Origin of the sequence: Myxococcus virescens (assembly GCF_900101905.1) — a bacterium.
GTDB lineage: Bacteria > Myxococcota > Myxococcia > Myxococcales > Myxococcaceae > Myxococcus > Myxococcus virescens.
Map to the genome: position 1 here is coordinate 53,541 of NZ_FNAJ01000003.1, position 17,490 is coordinate 71,030.

Consider the following 17,490-nt stretch of genomic DNA (forward strand, 5'->3'; position numbering starts at 1 on the left):
GCGGCCCTCAAGGCAACTTCGCCTTCTGGAAGCCCGCCCAGCACGCGTCGTAGTCCTGCTGGAGCGCGGGCGTCTCCATGGCGAAGCGCGTGGGACGGATGACCCAGCGCGACTCGAACATGAAGGCCAGCGTGTCCTTGATTTTGTGAGGCTTCAGGTCTGCCTGGACGGCCTGCTCGTAGCTGGTCCGGTCCGGGCCATGGCCGCTCATGCAGTTGTGCAGCGAGGCGCCGCCCGGAGCGAAGCCGCCCGCCTTCGCGTCGTAGACGCCGTGCACCAGCCCCATGAACTCGCTCATCACGTTGCGGTGGAACCAGGGCGGCCGGAAGGTGTGCTCGGCCACCATCCAACGCGGCGGGAAGATGACGAAGTCGCAGTTGGCCGTGCCCGGCACCTCGCTGGGCGACGTGAGGACCGTGAAGATGGACGGGTCCGGATGGTCGAAGCTCACCGTGTTGATGGTGTTGAAGCGGGCCAGGTCGTACTTGTACGGCGCCAGGTTCCCGTGCCACGCCACCACGTCCAGCGGTGAGTGCGAATACCGCGCCGACCACAGGTGCCCCTGGAACTTCTGCACCACCTCCGTGGGCCGGTCCACGTCCTCGAAGGCCGCCACCGGCGTCAGGAAGTCGCGCGGGTTGGCCAGTCCATTGGCCCCAATGGGCCCCAGGTCCGGCAGCCGGAAGAACGCACCGTGGTTCTCACAGACGTAGCCGGCGGCCTGGCCCTCCGGCAGCTCCGCGCGGAAGCGAACCCCGCGCGGCACCACCGCGATTTCGCCCGGCGCCACGTCCAGCACGCCCAGCTCCGTCACCAGCCGCAACCGCCCCGCCTGCGGGACGATGAGCAGCTCGCCGTCCGCGTCGAAGAACACCCGGTCCACCATGGAGCGGTTGGCCGCGTACAGGTGGATGCTGATGCCCGCGCCCGACGCCGCGTCCCCGTTGCCCGCGTAGGTGACGAGCCCGTCCACGAAATCAGTGGGCTGGGCCGGCGGGGGCTGGGGACTCCACCGCAGCCGGTTGGGCGAGGCGGGCACCTCGTCGAAGGGCCCGCTGCGCAAGCGCCCCTGCGCCAGCGGCTGGAACGCAGGGTGGTTGGCGCTGGGCCGCAGGCGGTACAGCCAGGAGCGCCGGTTCTCCCGGCGCGGGGCCGTGAAGGCCGAGCCCGACAGCTGCTCGGCATAGAGGCCGAACGGCGCCCGCTGGGGTGAGTTCTGTCCCTCGGGCAGTGCGCCGGGCACCGCCTCGGTGGCGAACTCGTTGCCAAAGCCAGACAGATAGGCGCCGGGAGCCGTCTTGAGGACGCTCCCCGGCGACACCTCGGAGGAAGACTGGGTGGTCACCGGATTCTCCTCGCAAGCGCGGCGCGCGGACTAGTCGACCTTGATGACGCCGCGGCGAATCTGGTCCAGTTCGATGGACTCGAAGAGCGCCTGGAAGTTGCCGTTCCCGAACCCCTCGTTGCCCTTGCGCTGGATGATTTCGAAGAAGATGGGCCCGAAGAGATTCTCGGTGAAGATCTGGAGCAGCAGGCCCTCTTCCTCGCTGCCGTCGATGAGGATGCGGTTCTTGCGCATCCGGGCCAGGTCCTCGCCGTGGTTGGGGACGCGCTTGTCGACCAGGTCGTAGTAGGTTTCCAGCGTGTCCTGCAGCGCCACGCCGCGCGCGCGCAGCCGCTCCACGGTGTCGTAGATGTCCGGCGTGGTGAGCGCCAGGTGCTGGATGCCCTCGCCCTTGTACTGGCGGATGAACTCTTCAATCTGCGACTTGTCGTCCTGGCTCTCGTTGAGCGGAATCCGGATGGCCTTGTCCGGAGCGATCATCGCCTGGCTGAACAGGCCCGTGGCCTGGCCCTTGATGTCGAAGTACTTCTGCTCGGTGAAGCCGAAGATGCGGTTGTAGAAGGACGACCAGGTGCGCATCTGCCCGCGGCGCACGTTGTGGGTCAGGTGGTCCAGCGTCTCCAGGCCCACGCTGTTCTTCGCCTCGGCCGCCTCGGCGCCAGGAATCTCCTGCCAGGAGTCGTAGAGCGTCCCCTTCTCCCCGTGGCGGTCCACCAGATACAGCAGGCTGCCACCGATGCCCTCCAGGACATAGGAGCCCTCGCCCAGCGAGCCCCGCTCCGGGTCCGCCGCCTTGGCGCCGCGCTCCAGGGCCATCTCGTAGGCGGTGCGCGCGTTCGCCACGCGGAAGGCCATGCCGCTGGCGGACGGGCCGTGCTCCGCGCGGAACTCAGCGGCCTGCCCGGAGGCATCGCGGTTGATGAGCAGGTTGATGCCGCCCTGCTTGTAGCGGACCAGCTCCTTGGACGGGTGCTTGGAGTACGCGGTGAACCCCAGCCGCTCGAAGAGGCGCTCCATCACCTCGGGCTGGGGGCTGGTGAACTCCACGAACTCGAAGCCATTCAGCCCAAGAGGGTTCTCTGCCGTATCCGCCATGACGCCGCCTCCGTGCGTTGCTGGGGCGCGGGCCTTCACAGCCCGCGCGAGTCACCGAGGCGCCCCGTGGTCGGGAGCGCCTCCTGTCGCGAACGTAGGGATGGCTCCCCTGCATAAAAAGTACAAAGTCCAGCCAGAGACTGTCAGGGCATTGCACAGTGCGCCGCACCATGAATCCGCCATCAACTTTCCCTGGCGGCGGGTGGCACCCGGGCGGCGGAGGGCTGTTCACGGCACGACGCTGGGCGCGCCTCGAGCGCTTGCCTCCCCGCTTCACCGCGATTCGGCCGAACGCATACAGCCAGGACGCGGCAGGCTGCATCGCTAGATTACGCAAGATGTCGCACCCGCCCCGCACCCCACCGACCGCGTGAAACAACTCACTTCCCAAACTGAACGCCCTGTCCCTGGTGGCGAACTGGGCGAACTGCTGCGCTCGCACGATTGGAGCCGCACCCAACTTGGCCCCTACGAAGCGTGGCCCCGCTCGCTGAAGGCCTTCGTCGCCATGATTCTGGAGATGCCGGCCCCGGCCATCATCTTCTGGGGACACGAGCTCATCCAGGTCTACAACGACGGCTACGCGGTCATCATGGGCCCGCGCCATCCCCGTTACCTGGGCGCCACCTACCGCGAGTGCTGGCCCGACACCTATCCCGTCATCTCGCCCTGGATGCGCAAGCTCCTGGCGACGGGCGAAGTGACGCAGGTGGCGAAGACCTTCTTCATGCTCACCCGTTACGGGTTCAATGAAGAGGCCTATTTCACCTTCGACTTCAGTCCCCTGCGGGACGACGCGGGCACCATCGCGGGCATCCTCCAGGTCGTCTTCGAGGTCACCGACGTCGTGCTCAGCGAACGCCGGCTGGCCACGATTCGCGCGCTGGCCCCCCGGGTGAACGGGCCATCCGAGAGCGCCACCACGGATGCCATCCGGGCCCTGGCGGACAACCCCAAGGACATCCCCTTCGCCCTCATCTACCACTGGGACGAGGGCGAACAGCGGCTGGAGCTGGCGGAGTCCACGGGGCTCGACGGGCTGGCGCAGCACGCCGTGGTGGACCTGGGACGAATCACGGAGGCCACGACGCAGGCCGTGGCGGCGAACGTCCCCGTCCTCCTGGAGTCGGTGCCATCCCTCCTGGGCGCCCGCCAGTTCGGCCCCTGGCCCGAGCCGACGGAGAAGGCGCTGGTGCTGCCCCTGCGGCGCACCAGCACGGACAGCCTCCGGGGCGTGGTCGTCCTGGGCATCAGCCCCCGGCTGCGCTTCGACGACACCTATCGCCAGTTCTTCGAGGACCTGGCGCGCGAGCTGGCCACCCACCTGGCGGTGGAGCAGGAGAAGCGCGCCGAGCGCGAGGCTTACACACACGCCAGGCAAGCCCGGGCCCAGGCCGAAGCGGAGGTGGCCCGGAGGGCCCAGGCGGAGGCCGCGCTCCGGTCCAGCGAGGAACGCCTGCGGATGGCCCTGGCCGCCGGTCAGCTGGGCGTCGTGGAATTGCAGTATGAGCGCGGCGTGCTGTCGTGGGACGAGCGGGCCTTGCAGCACCTGGGCCTCCCCCCCGGCACGTCTCCGACGCTGAAGGAAGCCGCGGCCCGGATTCATCCCGACGACGTGAACCGCGCACGGCGCACCATCGAACAGGCGCTGCGTCCGGGCGCGGAGGCGATTCGCCTGGAGTGCCGCGTGCAGGGCTGGGATGGCGTGCAGCGCTTCCTGCTGGCCATGGTGAAGACGCACTTCGACGCCCAGGGGAAACCTGACCGCGTCGTCGGCGCCCTGCAGGACGTGACGGAGCAGCGGAGCGCTGAACGGGAACGCGAGCGGCTGGCCACCATCGTCGAGCAATCCCCCGACTTCATCGGCGTGGGAGACCCATCCGGCCGAGCGGTGTGGGTGAACGATGCGGGGCGGCGTCTGCTGGGCCTGGGACGCGATGAAGACATCACCCGGTACCACCTGCGGGACTTCTTCCTGCCCGAAGACCAGACCTACGTCGACGAACACATCGCGGCCGCCATCCTCCAGGGCGGCCGGCGGGAGGGAGCGTTCCGCTTCCGGTACTTCCCGACGGGCGAGCCCATCGCGGCGCAGTACCACACCTTCGCCCTGGTGGAGCACGACACCCAGCGACAGATGGGCATCGCCACCGTCGGCCGCGACATCCGCGCCCAGAAGCGGCTGGAAGCGGAGCGGGAGCGGTTGCTCGCCCGGGAGCGCGTGGCGCGCGAGGAGGCGGAGGAGGCCAACCGGCTCAAGGACGAGTTCCTCGCCACCATCTCCCACGAGCTGCGCACGCCGCTCACGGCGGTGCTCGGCTGGGTGCAGATGCTGCGGACCGGCACGCTGCCGCCAGAGAAGCGGGAGCGGGCGCTGGCCACCGTGGAGCGCAATGCCCGCGCCCAGGGGCAGCTCGTCGAGGACCTGCTCGACGTGAGCCGCATCATGACGGGCAAGCTGAAGCTGGACGTGTCGTCCGTCGACGTGAGCCAGGTCGTGGAGGCCGTGCTCGAGTCACTGCGGCCCGCCGCCGAGGCGAAGGGCATCCGCATCCAGGCCGCGCTCGACTCGGGCGGCACCATCATGGGCGACATGAGCCGCCTGCAGCAGGTGGTGTGGAACCTGCTGTCCAACGCCGTGAAATTCACCCCCAAGGGAGGCCGCGTCCAGGTGCTGGTGGAGCGGCGGAACTCCTCGGTGGAAATCACGGTGGCCGACACGGGCCAGGGCATCTCCCCGCAGTTCCTGCCGCACGTGTTCGAGCGCTTCCGACAGGCCGACGGCAGCACCACGCGCAAGGCTGGCGGGCTCGGGCTGGGACTGGCCATCGTCCGGCACCTGGTGGAGCTGCACGGCGGCACCGTGACTGCCACCAGCGAGGGCGAGGGCCGGGGTGCCACCTTCATCGTCAGCCTGCCGCAGGCCGTGGCGCTGAGGCGGGAGGTGCTGGTGCCCCCCACCCTCCGCGGCCCGTTGCAGGAGCAGGACCTCCCCTGCCCGCCCCAGCTTTCGAGCCTGCGGGTGCTCGTGGTGGACGACGAGGAGGACACGCGCGAGCTGCTTCGCAGCATCATCGAGACGTGTGGCGGCATCGTCACCACGGCCAGTTCTTCGGAGGACGCGCTGGCCGAGCTCCGCGAGGCATCGTTCGATGTGCTCGTCTCCGACGTCGGCATGCCCGAGGAGGACGGGTACCGCTTCATCGCCCGCGTCCGGGCCCTGCCCGAGGAACAGGGTGGCGGCATCCCCGCGGTGGCCCTCACGGCCTACACCCGCATGGAGGACCGGACGCGCGCGCTGCTCGCGGGCTTCACCACCCACGTGCCCAAACCCATCGAACCGGTGGAGCTGATGGCCGTCATCGCCTCCATGTCCAACCGGGGCCCATCACGACGGGCCTGACACGGCCTACTCCACGGGTGTGATTTCCATGGGGCGGCGGGCCCGTCGGGCCGCCCCGGGAATGTCAGACCCTTCCGGTAGTCTGCCTTCATTCCCGAAGCCGGAAAGGAAGGCCGAACCATGACCGTCACCCGTGAGAGTCCGCGCGTTTCCGTCAACAAGCTGGGCCAGTACCTCACCGCGACGCCGTCACTGCGAAAGCGCATCATCCAGGGCCAGAAGCACCCGGTGGACCCGCAGTACCTGCGCTACCCCGCCGCCGCCCAGGCCATCATCGAGTTCCTGTGCGAAGGCCGGGACGAGGTCATCCTCCGCTACCACCAGCGGCGGCTCCTCAACGCCCAGCCGGAGTCCGACTACGACGCGCACCGGCTGGCCCTGTGCGCGGAGGCGCTCCAGCGTTGCCTGGTGTCCGCGGGAGACCTGGCCACCCGCGCGATTGCCAGCCCCGTGGACGCGGACCTGCCGCCGCTGGCGCTGGCGGGCGTGGACATCAGCGTGCGCCCGGACGTGCTGCTGCGCAGCGTGGATGCCCAGGGGATGATGCGCTCCGGGCTGCTGAAGCTCTACTTCTCCAAGCACACGCCGCTGGACGAGCGCTCCGGTCAGTACATCGCCACGGTGCTCCAGCGTTACGCCGAGGAGCGGCTGGAGCAGCGCGGCCCGGTGGACCCGCGGCTGGTGGGCGTGTTCGACGTCTTCGCAGGCCGACTCTTCCAGGCGCCCAAGGCCCAGCAGCGCCGAATGAACGATGTCCGGCTGGCGTGCGAGGAAATCGCCGCCCGGTGGGACGTCCACTGACGCGCCGGTGAGCGGGCGTCCCGTCCCGGGCCTGTCCGCTTCCGGGACGGGCCTTCCCGCATCCGCGCACTCCCAGGGCGTGCTCCGGGGAGGCCCCCTCCACATGCCCAGGGGTTGCGCCCGCGAGGCGGTTGGCATGGCCTTCGCTCATGGCCGCAGCCATGGATTCGCTCCGCCAGGACCTCCGCTACGCGATACGCACCCTGACACGAACCCCCGGCTTCACGCTGGCCGCGGGCCTCACGCTGGCGCTGGTCATCGGGGCGAACGCCGTCCTGTTCAGCGCCATCCACGCCATGCTGCTGCGGCCCCTGCCCTTTCCGTCCCCCGATTCGCTGGTGCGCGTCTGGTGCGAGCAGGACTCGGTGACGCACGCCTCCGTGTCACCGCCGGAGCTGCTCGGCTGGCGGGAGCATTCGAAGGGCTTCAGCCAACTGGCGGGCTTCGGGCGCACCAGTCTCAACTGGACGGGCACCAGCGAGCCCGAGCGGGTCCGGGCGGTGCGCATCACCCCCAACTTCTTCTCCGTGGTGGGAGTGCGCCCCGCGCACGGGCGTGACTTCCGCGAAGAGGACGCGCCGGCCGGGGGCGACACCTCCGCGGTGCTGGTGAGCCACGGCTTCTGGCAGCGGGCGCTCGGGGGCGGCGCGGACGTGGTGGGCCAGACGCTGGTGCTCAACGGCCGCAGCCACTCGGTGGTGGGCGTGCTGCCGGAGGACTTCTCCTTCCCGGAGTTCTCCGAGGAGACGGACGTGTGGGTTCCCGAGTGGCAGGACCCGCAGCAGCACGGCAACCACTACCAGTCGGTGCTGGGGCGGCTGGCGCCGGGGACCACGCTGGAAGCGGCTCGGGCGGACCTGGAGCGCGTGGCGGAAATCATTGGCGAGCCCGAGCCGGGGCAGTCGCGGCACACCGTGCGCTTGAAGGGCTGGCAGGACCACCTCACCGCCAACTCACGGGACACCCTGTGGATGCTGTGGGCGGCGGTGGGCTTCGTGCTGCTCATCGCGTGCGCCAACGTGGCCAACCTCATGTTGGTGCGGACGATGTCCCGGCAGCGGGATGGCGCCATCCGCGCGGCGCTGGGCGCCAGCCAGGGGCGGCGGCTCCAGCAGTCCCTGGTGGAGAGCGTGCTCCTGTCCCTCTTCGGCGGCGTGCTGGGGGTCTTGCTGATGCTGTGGGGCCTGGAGCTGGTGCGCACGCTGCTTCCGGCCAGCATGCTGCGCGTGGCGCCGCTGGAGCTCAACGGCACCGTCCTGGGGTTCAGCGCGCTGCTGTCGGTGGGCACCGGCCTGCTCTTCGGCATGGCGCCCGCGATGCATGCCTCGGGGATGAACGTGCTGCCCCTGCTGCGGCAATCCGGCAGCGCCGTGGGCGCGCGCGCTGGACATCCGCTGCGAAGCGCGCTCGTCATGGTGCAGCTCGCGCTCGCGCTGGTGCTGATGGTGGGCACGGGCCTCATTGTGCGCTCGCTGCAGAACGTCCAGGCGGTGGACCCGGGCTTCGACGCGGAGGGTGTCGTCGCCGCGCGGCTGACGCTCGCCCCCGACACCTACGCGGAAGACACGCGCAAGCGGGCCTTCTTCGACGGCATCGCGGAGCGGCTGATGGCGCGGCCCGGGGTGGAGGCGGTGGGCTTCATCAACGACGCGCCGCTGGGGGGCTCGGGCTCCGGCGGAGACTTCTTCCTGGAAGGCGGTTCGGCCTCGCCCAGCGAGCGGTACTACACCGAGTACCGGGTGGCCTCCCCCGGCTACTTCTCCGCGATGCGCATTGGCGTGCGACAGGGCCGCGACTTCGGGCCCCAGGACACGGAGAAGAGCGCGCCCATCATCATCGTCAACGAGGCCTTCGTCCGGAAGTTCCTCGGTGGCGGGGAGGCCCTGGGCCGGCGGGTGCGGCTGGGCTGGTCTGAAGAGCAGCCCTTCCGGGAAATCGTCGGCGTGGTGGAGGACGTCCGTCACGAGACGCTCACGGAGCCCGCGAAACCCGAGAGCTACGTGCCCTTCGCGCAATATCCCCTGCGGGCCATGACGATGCTGGTGCGCACCCACGGCCCGTCCGCGGCGGCGTTGGCCGCGCTGCGCGAGGAAGTCAAGGCGGTGGACGGCGAGCAGCCCATCTACGACTTGCTGCCCTTCACCGAGCGGGTGGAGAAAATGCTGCTCCGCCCCAGGGCCACGACACGGTTGCTGGCGGCCTTCGCCGTGCTCGCCGTCCTCCTGGCCGGGGTCGGCGTCTACGGCGTGCTCGCGTATTCAGTGAGCCAACGGACGCGGGAGCTGGGCATCCGGATGGCGCTGGGGGCCCATCCCCAGCAGGTGCTGGGGCTGGTGCTCGGCCAGGGCCTGCGGCTGACCGCGGCGGGCGTGGGCGTGGGGCTCATCGCGGCCTTCGGCTGCACCCGCCTCATGGCGGCGACCCTCTATGGCGTGGAGCCCTTCGCTCCGGACATCTTCCTGGGCGTGGCCGTGGCGCTGTCGGTCATCTCCCTGGTCGCCTGCTGGCTGCCCGCGCTGCGGGCCAGCCGTGTCCCTCCGTCGGTGTCCCTGCGCGCGGAGTAGGCCTCGCGCTGGGGGCGGACGGGGAGCGGGCATCCGGGCGGGCCATCGGGCCGCTCCGGGGGCGATTTCCCTCCCGGCAGGTGGGCGGACGGGGCTGGACAGCACCTGATATGGAATAAGTCGTTCCAGCTTCCGTCGGAGTAGACGTGAACAAGCTCGCCAGCATCGCCGCCCTCTTCCTTGCCGCCACGGCGCTCGTGGTGGCCCTCTGGAGTCCACGTGAGACGGTGCAGGCTCCGCCCCCGTCCCCTCCGCCCGAGCAGCCCACCAGCGTCGCCGCGGACGTCATCAACCTGGAGCGCCGGATAAAAGCCCTGGAGGACACGTCCATCAGCCTGTCCCGGCGTCTGATGGAGGTGGAGCGGCGCCCCACGTTGACGGCGGATGGGAAGGTGGTGGCCTCGCCGCCGCCCGCGGCGCTCGCGGCGGAGGTGGAGCAACTGCGCGCCGAGGTGCGCGGCATGGTCGCCGGCGAAGCGCTGAACTCCGAGGGCGGCCGCGACTACCTCAAGGACGCGGTGCGCAACGTCCAGAACGAGATGCGCAATGAGCAGCGCGCCGAGCGGCAGCAGCAGTGGCAGCAGGCGCAGATCCAGCAGCAGGCGCAGCAGCAGGAGCGCGTGCGCAAGTTCATCACCGACGCCCGGCTGAACTACACCCAGGAGCAGACGCTGACGCGCCGGCTGGAGGCGGAGTCCACCAAGCGCCAGGCGCTCATGGAGGAGGTCCGCGCCGGCACGAAGACCATGCGAGACATGCGCCAGGCGCTGCGCACCGAGAGCCAGCAGACCGACCAGGAGATGAACGCCATCCTCGACGAGGCCCAGCGCTCCCAGTACCAGTCGCTGCGCCGCGAGGACCGGCCCGTGGGTGGCCCCCCGGGCGGTCAGCGCGGTGGCCAGGGCCGAGGCCGCTGAAGCGCCGTGACGAAGGCCCCCATCATTCGAATGGGGGCCTCGCGTTGTGGGAGATGACGAGCACCTCCTCCGGCCGCCGCTCCGAGCGCGCCCAGGCCAGCAGCGCGGCCAGCGCGTCCACCGCCTTCGCATCCGCCGTCTCCAGGGGCACATCCTCGCGGTACGGATAGAAGAGGTCCTTGGAGCCCAGGCTCTGCTCCGCCCAGCGCCGCCAGCCGGGCATCGTCCTGCCGGACGCGGGTTGCAAGCCCACCACCTCGTAGCCCGCGGCGGAGAAGGGCCGGTACAGCCCCGCGACGGTGGCGCCCGTGCCGAAGCCACACACCACGCAGCGCACGGCGGGGTACACGTCCTGGACGATGTCGAGCAGGCGCGTGGTCCATGACTCCACGCTCTCCACCAGCGCGCCATTGGCGAGCTGCCGGGGCCAGAACCAGCCCTGGCGCTCGTAGTCCAGCGCCAGCTCCCAGGCCTGCGTGAAGCCGTGCACGGTGCGCACCTCCCCACCGAAGCCGTTGGCGCGCAGGTACGCGGTGCCCATCGTGTCCGTGAGGGCCACCACCGGCAGTCCGCGCTCGCGGCCCAGCGCATCCAGCGCCAGCGCCGACGACGCACCGGACAGCTCCACCAGGCCCTTCGTCTCCGCGGGCGCGGACTGGAGGTGATGGGAGAACGTCAGGTACTTCAGACTGCCTGCCGGAAGCGCTCCACCCCAGAGCACCACCGGCCCCCCCGGCCAGGGCCGTGACAAGGGAAACACGACGCGCATGCGTGAACCTCCAGCCCCAACCTCCCCGGTGGGGGCGTCCCACGCCAGCCGCGCGGCCCGGGGGCTGTCCGGACGTGGACCCGAAGTCCGCCCGCTCACCGGCCCAGGACACTCGCCCCGGCCAGGAGGCTGAAGTGAAAAGCCTCTGGGGGATGGCGGCTGTGCGATAGTCAGCGGCGGCTCCACATGCTGCGCCGGCTCCTTCCTACGCTCGTCGCCCTGGGTTGTGGCCTCCTGGCCCTTGGCTGGGGGCTGGTCAGCCTCCAGCGCATCTTCAGCCAGGAGCGTGATGACGCCCACGCGCAGCTGCGCTCGCGCCGGGACGCGCTGGCCCACGCGGCCGAAGAGGCCCTGCGGCAGAACCTGGCGAAGAAGCTCGATGAGAGCGTCCCCCCCCTCCACGCCGCCGTGGGCGACCCGCTCGAGCCCGGCGAGGGCTACTACATCAACTTCCGCGGCTACCAGTTCCTGCCGCGCCTCACCATCCCCATGCCGGGCACCGGGACGCCCGCGCGGGACGTGCATGCCCTGCTGGGCGCGAGGCTGAAGGACGGCGCCCCCGCGGGGGAATGGGAGCCCCGCCTCACGCGGCTGCGCGCGGTGGAGGCGGCGCTGGCGGCCCGGGACGCGCGGGGCGCGGCCACCCGCGTGGAGGAGCTGCTGCGCTACCACGCGGCGAACCGGCTGACACCGGAGCAGGAGCTGCCCTTCCTGCTGCTGGTGGTGGAGCGGCTCCAGCGCGGCCCTGCCACCACACCGCTGGTGCGGGCCCTGCTGCGCGAGGGCCTTCCAGAGGACCTGGGCGGCTTCGCCCGGGCGTCGGGGCTGCAGCGGGACGTGCTGCGCGAGCGCTCACGCTTCACGCGGGCGGACTTCGACTTCCTCCATGCGCGCATCGTCCGGGTGAGCGCCGCGCTGGGCGAGCCCACGGGCGACTTCCTCGCCCGAGCGGGCGAAGCGGACGCGGGCATGCTGGTGATTCCCGAGGAGCTCTACGAGCCCACCCTCCTGGGCGAGTCCTGGTACGTGGCGCTGCGCGGCGAGGCGGTGTACGGCATCGCGGTGGACCTGGAGGCGATGCTCCAGCCCATCACCCAGGACATGCAGGCGCGCGGCCTCTTCGACGCAACGGGGCGCCTGCGGCTGCACGCGGGCGGCGCCGTCCGTCCCCTGAGCACGCTGAAGCTGGCGGTGGACATGCCTCAGTGGGCGCGCCAGGAGGCGGACATCGACGCGCGCTACGGGCTGAAGACGCTGCTGGTGGCCGTGTGCGGAGGGCTCGCGGTGGCCATCTTCGTGCTCGCGGTGGTGGCCCAGCAGCGCAAGTACCGCTTCCTGGAGCTCAAGAGCGACTTCGTGGCCACCGTCTCCCACGAGCTGCGCACGCCCCTGGCCTCCATCCGCCTGCTGGGTGAGACGCTGGAGCGGAAGCTGGCGCAGGCACCGGAGGTGCGCGACTACCCGGCGCGCATCGTCCAGGCCGCGGACGGGCTGCACTTCCTCGTGGAGAACATCCTGTCGTTCAACCGCATCGACAAGGGCCGCTGGACGCTGCGGACCTCGCGCGTGCAGCTGGAGGAGCTCATCCCCCTGTTGCGCGACGACCTGGCCAACGTGACGAACGTCCCCGTCCACATCACCTCGGACCTGGAAGGTGTGGAGCTGGAAGCGGACCCGGGCCTGCTGCGGATGGTGTTCTCCAACCTGGGCCGCAACGCGTGCGCCTACAACCGGAGAAGCCCCGTCGAAATCTCCATCCGCGCGCAGATGATTCCCGGCTACGGCTGCACGGTGCTCTTCCAGGACAACGGCATCGGCATCCCCGAATCCGAATGGGAGAACGCCTTCCTGGACTTCTACCGGCTGACGGTGCCCGGACCGGAGGTCCATGGCAGCGGGTTGGGCCTTGCCCTGTGCCGCAAAATCATGAAGCTGCACCGGGGCGACATCCAGGTGGCCTCCTCGGGACCCGACGGCACCACCTTCGCGCTGATATTCAACGAGCCGGCTCGATGAACACCGCCACATCCACCCCGCCCCTCCGTCCCGCCATCCTCATCGTCGAGGACGACGCCCACCTGCGCGTCGGCCTCCGGGACAACCTGCTGGACGAGGGCTACCTCGTCGCCGAAGCCCCCAGCACCCGCGACGCGGAGCGGCTGCTGCAAGAGCGTGCGTTCGACCTGCTCATCCTGGACGTCATGCTGCCCGGAGAGGACGGCTACAGCTTCTGCCGCCGGCTGCGGACGCAGGGAAACAAGAGCATGGTGCTGATGCTCACCGCGCGCTCACTGGAGGACGACATCCTCAGGGGTTTCGAAGTGGGCGCGCAGGACTACCTCACCAAGCCCTACCGGCTGCGGGAGCTGCTGGCCCGGGTACGCGCCCTGGTGCGCCGCTCTGGCACGGCGCCGCCGGAGCAGATGGGCTTCAGCGGTTTCACCCTGGACCTGGGCCGGCGGCAGGTGTCCCGCGCGGACGGTTCGGTGGTGGAGCTGACGCGCACGGAGTTCGACCTGCTGGCCTTCCTGCTGCGGCACCAGGACCGGGCCCTGCCCCGAGGCGAAATCCTGGACGCCGTCTGGGGCCGCGACGTGGTGGTGGACCCGCGTACGGTGGACAACTTCGTCTCCAGCCTGAAGAAGAAGCTGGGGTGGACGAGCACCTCTGGATTCTCCATCCACACCATCCGGGGCGTGGGCTACCGCATGGAGGTCGCTTCGTCATGACACAACCATGACGAAGCGATGGCCGACCCACCGCCATTCGAAGACGCCGACTCCGTAGGTTGACTCTTGCGTGGACAGGGCGCTCCGCAGCCACCCGTCCCCGTCGGTGCCGTCCGTCCTGCACGGCCGTCACCGGGAGCGCCTGACGCTGAGGGAGGCCATCCGGAATGTTCAATTCGGTCATCGAGCGGCAGCGGGCTGGACGTCTTGGCACGGGCGTGTGGGTGTCCATCGTCCTGCATGCGGCCCTGTTCGGGGCGGTGCTCTTCATCTCCGCGAGGCCGCCGGGTCCCAGCGAGCCGCCGGAGCCGAAGGAGCTGGTGCTCCGCGTGGCGCAGCCCCCGCGCGTGGCGAAGGGCTCCCCCGCCCCCGCGCAGCCGAAGGCCGCCACCGCGCCACGCCCTCGCCCGCGCAACCGGGACCGCGTGCCCGCGCGCGTGCCGCCGCCGGTGGTGGATGCGCCGCCCAAGCCGGTGGAAACGGTGGCGAGCAACGACACCAGCACCTCGACGGACGAGGAGACGGACCCGGGGACGGGCGTACCGGGTGGGCATCCGGAGGGCTACGAGGATAGCGACGTGATTGGCGTGCAATACGTGCCCGGCCTGGTCCCCGGGCAGGAAGCCACGGGCACCGACGTCATGCCCTTTGGCCAGGGCATGTCGCCGCCCAGGTTGATGGGAAACCCGGGCATCGAATACACGCACCAGGCGCTCGCCGCCCGCGTGGAGGGCACCATGATTGCCAAGTGCGTCATCACGGTGAGCGGCGACGTGACGGACTGCCGCATCATCAAGGGCCTGCCGCACATGAACGAGGCCGTGCTCGATGCGCTGCACAACCGCCGCTACACCCCGGTGCAGTACCAGGGCCGGACGGTGAGCGTGTCCTACGTGTTCACGCTGCGGCTCAAGCTGCCCCGCTAGGAGCGTGTAGCGGTAATGGGGCTGGGAGCGAGACGCCGGTCCGGCCCCTGGGTGAGGCAGGCCGCTACGCAGCCATCATGCGGAAGAGCTTGAGGAGGTTGTGGGTGGCGCAGATGGGGGCCCACTCCTCCCAGGCGGCCTTCAGTCCTCGTCGCAGCAGGGCACGGATTCCGCGTGCCTCTTTTGGCGCGCCGCATCCACCGCCGCCTGCGCGTTGCAGGCATGCTCGAAGCTTGCGCCCTTCGACTGACCGCTGGCCGTCCAGCGCGCGCCGGCATGGTCAGCGCTACGCACCGGTAGGGGGGGCACGGCGAGCTCTTACATCCTCGCGCCGTAGGCCGAGGGGGAGCCGAAACACCGTGGGTGCCTTCAGAAGCCCAGCAATCCCACCGGGTTGCTGGGCTTTTCCCGTGCGGTGACTGAATCCGCGCGCCCCCAGGAGCCACGCCTTGTCCTCCCGTTCCCGAGGCCTGCTGCATGGAGCGGCGGGAGCTTTCCCTCGCGGCGTAGCGGTGGGCCCTCGGTTACAGCGTGACGTCGACGGTATAGACGCCGTCGCTGGACGTGGCGGTACCCGTCACATGGGTGCTGCCCATCGTGCGGAGGACCTGGCCGGTGCCGTCGGGCTCGATTTCACCCGTGAGGGCGAGGTCCAGGGTGACGCTGCCCTCCAGGTCCCCGGTCATCTGGAAGGGCCCCTTGAGCGTCCCGGTGAACGTGCCGTCTGGGATGCCGCGCAACTGGAGGGTGAACTCCGGCTGCGCCGCCGTGTCCGTGCTCGAAGTGTAGGTGATGTTCACCGGGTCCTCGTCCCCGCCCAGGATGATCTCGCCGTCGGAGTACCCGGTCATGCCAATGCGCAGGCGCATGCCCTTGTTGGCCGAACTGCCCTGGTCCACCTGCCCGGTGACGAGCAGCGTCCCTGAGACGGCGCCCGTCGTGGACTGGGGCGGGATGTTCGCAGTGGACGCGGAGTTGAAGCCGGCGAAGCCCAACTGCAGCGCCTTGCCCACGGACGGGTCGAGTCCGAGGTACGCGCGGCGGGCCTGCTCGTCGGAGTTGAGTTCGTCATCACCGCAAGCCGTGAGGCCTAGGGACAGGAAGAGGGAACACGCGACAGCGGTCACGGTACGCGGAAGTGGTGTGAGCATGATGGGTGTCGCCTTTCATCCGATGGGGCTGAGGCACGTGCAGGGCGTCGTGCCGGTGCAGGCTTCCCCGTCGACCGTCTGGCAGTTGAGCCGCGGGCAGCACGGGCTGGTGGGCGAGCACGCCTGACCGCTGGCGGAGCAGGTCGAACCCGTCTCGCAGGTGCCGACGATGCTCCCACCCGGGATGTTGCAGCCGAGCCCGACGCAGCAGTCCGCGGGCGAGGTGCAAGCCTGGCCCTGGGGCTGACAGGCGTTGGGGGTCGAGCAGGTGCCATTGCTGCAGATGCCGGAGCAGCAGGCGGCCCCCGAGGCACAGGCATTCCCGTTCGCGGCGCACGTGCCCGCGTCCGCCCCACCCGTGCCGCCATCCGTACCGCCTCCGCCCGGCACGGTCCCGGCACGGCACGCGTAGGCGGATTCGGAGACGAGGGAGCAGGTGGTGCCAGCACAGCACTTGGAATCCTGCGGATCACAGGGCGTGCCCACGGGATCGCACGTCACCTTCTGGCAGGTCAGGCCGCCATCCGCGCCGGGCAGGCAGCGCGCGCCGCCGCAGCACTGGTCGGAAAACTGGCACTGCTGGTCCTGCGCGATGCAGCACGGCTCCTCGCCGGTGTAGCCCGTGGGACAGCCCGCCGGGCAGTTGTTGTTGGGGCAGCCGCCGAAGCAGCGTGGCACGCCGACGGAGTCCACCTTGCACACGGCCTTCATGCCGTCGCAGCAGGCCTCGCGGGCGTTCACGTCGATGATGCCGCCATCAGGCAGCTGGCCACTGCCGCAGATGTTGCCCACGGGGTTGCAGCCATTCGGCTTGTCACAGCGGCTCTCGCGGCAGCTCACCGCGTTGGACAGCTTCTCACCACCACAGCACACGCCGTCGTTGGTGCAGTAGTTGCCCGTGGGACGGCAGCCGCCCACCGGCTGGCACACGGTGGTCCCGTAGCCCAGGTCCACGCATGTGCGCGAACAGCAGTTGCTGGAGCCGGAGCACGGGTTGCCGTCCTGGAGGCAACTGCCCGCGCCACCACCGCTGACCGCCACGCAGCGGCCCGGGGTGCCCGTGTTCTCCTGCGTGCACACACCTCCGCAACAGTCCGCGCCCTTCATGCACAGATCGTTATTGGCTTGGCACGAGTACGCCGGCTTGCAGATCCCCCCCTGGCAGTTGTTGGAGCAGCAGTCCCCCGCGCCGGTGCAGGCTTGGCCCGGCACCTTGCAACTGTCGGTGCTACTGGGAGGCAGCGCCGCGCACTCGCCGTCCGCGCCGCAGAGCTTCGTGCAGCACGCCTCCGCGCTGGCGCACATGCTGCCCACGTCCAGGCACTGCAGCGTGGAGCACTTGCCGTCCAGGCAGCTGTTCGTGCAGCACTCAATGCCGCTGGTGCAGGTCTCGCCCGCGGCGGTGCACTGGGCACTGGGGGCAGGACAGACGCCCGTATCAGAGCAGAGGCCGGTACAGCACTGGGCGCCCGAGTCCCGGCTGCACGCCGTGCCTTCGCCGAGGCACTGGGAGCCGGGCCCCGCGTCGGGCAGGGGCTGCCCCGCGTCCGTTCCGGCATCCACCGTGACTGGCGGGGGGTTGGGCGGCTTGTCGCTGTCTCCACTGCTACAAGCCACGAGACCCAAGGCCAACAACAACAGCCAGCGGTTTGCCTTCATCCCCACAAGACCTCGGCCAGTGGCTACCGGCCACGCGGTCAGCCCCTCCACCCGCCAGCCCGTCGGCGCCAATCCCCAACCGCGCCGCCGCCTTCACTCGCGATACTCCTCGCGCTCCGACATCGAACACC

At 70.1% G+C, this 17,490-nt stretch carries 12 protein-coding genes; 7 read left to right on the forward strand and 5 right to left on the reverse strand.

Annotation, left to right across the window (positions count from 1 at the left end; all coding sequences use genetic code 11):
• Positions 1-7 precede the first annotated feature (7 nt).
• Together hmgA and hppD are read right to left on the reverse strand one after the other, a co-directional pair.
• Positions 8-1,345 (reverse strand): homogentisate 1,2-dioxygenase, encoded by a 1,338-nt coding sequence (gene hmgA, locus BLU09_RS10510; RefSeq protein WP_090488866.1) that lies wholly within the window; start codon positions 1,343-1,345, stop codon positions 8-10.
• 30 nt (positions 1,346-1,375) lie between these two features.
• Positions 1,376-2,440: a 4-hydroxyphenylpyruvate dioxygenase gene (gene hppD / locus BLU09_RS10515; protein ID WP_090488868.1), complete on the reverse strand. Its 1,065-nt coding sequence runs from the start codon at positions 2,438-2,440 to the stop codon at positions 1,376-1,378.
• 508 nt (positions 2,441-2,948) lie between these two features.
• Here hppD and BLU09_RS10520 point away from each other — a divergent pair.
• The 4 genes from BLU09_RS10520 to BLU09_RS10535 all read left to right on the forward strand — a co-directional run bounded on the left by BLU09_RS10520 (position 2,949) and on the right by BLU09_RS10535 (position 10,125).
• Complete coding sequence (locus BLU09_RS10520; protein WP_244171611.1) at positions 2,949-5,843, forward strand: ATP-binding protein; 2,895 nt, start codon at positions 2,949-2,951, stop codon at positions 5,841-5,843.
• Positions 5,844-5,963: 120 nt separating this feature from the next.
• A complete protein-coding gene (locus BLU09_RS10525) occupies positions 5,964-6,644 on the forward strand; it encodes a hypothetical protein (RefSeq protein ID WP_090488870.1) in 681 nt (226 codons plus the stop codon).
• 161 nt (positions 6,645-6,805) lie between these two features.
• Complete coding sequence (locus BLU09_RS10530) at positions 6,806-9,208, forward strand: ABC transporter permease (protein ID WP_186817806.1); 2,403 nt, start codon at positions 6,806-6,808, stop codon at positions 9,206-9,208.
• 146 nt (positions 9,209-9,354) lie between these two features.
• On the forward strand, positions 9,355-10,125 hold the full coding sequence (locus BLU09_RS10535; protein ID WP_090488874.1) for a hypothetical protein: 771 nt from the start codon (positions 9,355-9,357) through the stop codon (positions 10,123-10,125).
• A gap of 22 nt (positions 10,126-10,147) precedes the next feature.
• Here the strand turns inward: BLU09_RS10535 and BLU09_RS10540 are convergent, their stop codons facing one another.
• The gene (locus BLU09_RS10540; protein ID WP_216612234.1) at positions 10,148-10,894 is read right to left on the reverse strand and encodes a pyridoxal-phosphate dependent enzyme; all 747 of its coding nucleotides are present in this window, start codon (positions 10,892-10,894) and stop codon (positions 10,148-10,150) included.
• 186 nt (positions 10,895-11,080) lie between these two features.
• Between BLU09_RS10540 and BLU09_RS10545 the strand changes: the two genes are divergently transcribed.
• From BLU09_RS10545 to BLU09_RS10555, 3 genes are all read left to right on the forward strand, one after another.
• The gene (locus tag BLU09_RS10545) at positions 11,081-12,910 is read left to right on the forward strand and encodes a sensor histidine kinase (RefSeq protein WP_090488887.1); all 1,830 of its coding nucleotides are present in this window, start codon (positions 11,081-11,083) and stop codon (positions 12,908-12,910) included.
• A complete protein-coding gene (locus BLU09_RS10550) occupies positions 12,907-13,623 on the forward strand; it encodes a response regulator transcription factor (RefSeq protein ID WP_090488889.1) in 717 nt (238 codons plus the stop codon). Before BLU09_RS10545 ends, BLU09_RS10550 begins: the two co-directional genes overlap by 4 nt.
• 167 nt (positions 13,624-13,790) lie before the next feature.
• Positions 13,791-14,549, forward strand: coding sequence for an energy transducer TonB (locus BLU09_RS10555; RefSeq protein ID WP_090488891.1), 759 nt, complete (start codon positions 13,791-13,793; stop codon positions 14,547-14,549).
• Positions 14,550-15,073: 524 nt separating this feature from the next.
• Here BLU09_RS10555 and BLU09_RS10560 read toward each other — a convergent pair.
• Both BLU09_RS10560 and BLU09_RS10565 read right to left on the reverse strand, forming a co-directional pair.
• The gene (locus tag BLU09_RS10560; protein WP_090488893.1) at positions 15,074-15,700 is read right to left on the reverse strand and encodes a hypothetical protein; all 627 of its coding nucleotides are present in this window, start codon (positions 15,698-15,700) and stop codon (positions 15,074-15,076) included.
• A 15-nt stretch (positions 15,701-15,715) separates the two neighbouring features.
• Positions 15,716-17,359, reverse strand: a complete 1,644-nt coding sequence (locus tag BLU09_RS10565; protein WP_143043126.1) for a hypothetical protein — start codon at positions 17,357-17,359, stop codon at positions 15,716-15,718.
• Positions 17,360-17,490: the final 131 nt, after the last annotated feature.